1 protein-coding gene is annotated in these 668 nt (G+C 61.7%); it reads left to right on the plus strand.

Translation table 11 applies throughout. The features are described from left to right. Positions 1-668: cation transporting ATPase C-terminal domain-containing protein (locus A9X04_RS06550; protein ID WP_197509073.1), on the plus strand; the 668-nt coding region annotated here is incomplete at both ends.

Below are 668 nucleotides of genomic sequence, written 5' to 3' on the forward strand. Positions count from 1 at the left end.
CGCATATTCGCCAACACCATCAAGTACGTGCTGATGGGCACGTCGAGCAACTTCGGGAACATGTTCAGCGCCGCGGCGGCGTCGGCGTTTCTGCCGTTCCTGCCGATGCTGGCCAGCCAGCTCTTGCTGGGCAACCTGCTCTATGACGCCTCCCAACTGGCGATCCCCAGCGATCGGGTCGATGAGGAGCAGCAGAATGCGCCGTCGCACTGGAACGTCGCGTTCATCCGCAGGTTCATGCTGACGTTCGGCCCGATTAACTCGCTGTTCGACTTCTTGACCTTCGGATTCATGGTCGGCATCCTGCACGCTGGCGAAGTGGCGTTCCACACCGGCTGGTTCTTGGAAAACATTCTCACCCAGACGTTTATCGTGTTCGCGATCCGCACCCGCAGGGTGCCATTTCTGCGCAGCAGGCCCGGCGCTCTGCTTTCGGTCACGCTGATGTCAGTGGACGTGATCGGCATCGCGCTGACCGTCACGCCGCTTGGCCGCAAACTGGGCTTCACCCCGCTGCCATGGCAGTTTTACGTGGCGCTGGCCATGTTCATCGTCGTCTATCTGGTGCTCGTGGACCTGACCAAGAAGGTGTTCTACAGCGAGCCGATGCGGGTGTTCGGCCAGCCCTACCGCACCCGGGGTCTGCATCACCGCATTCAGCGGCGCGC

Source organism: Mycobacterium sp. E3247, from assembly GCF_001667785.1.
Lineage (GTDB): Bacteria > Actinomycetota > Actinomycetes > Mycobacteriales > Mycobacteriaceae > Mycobacterium.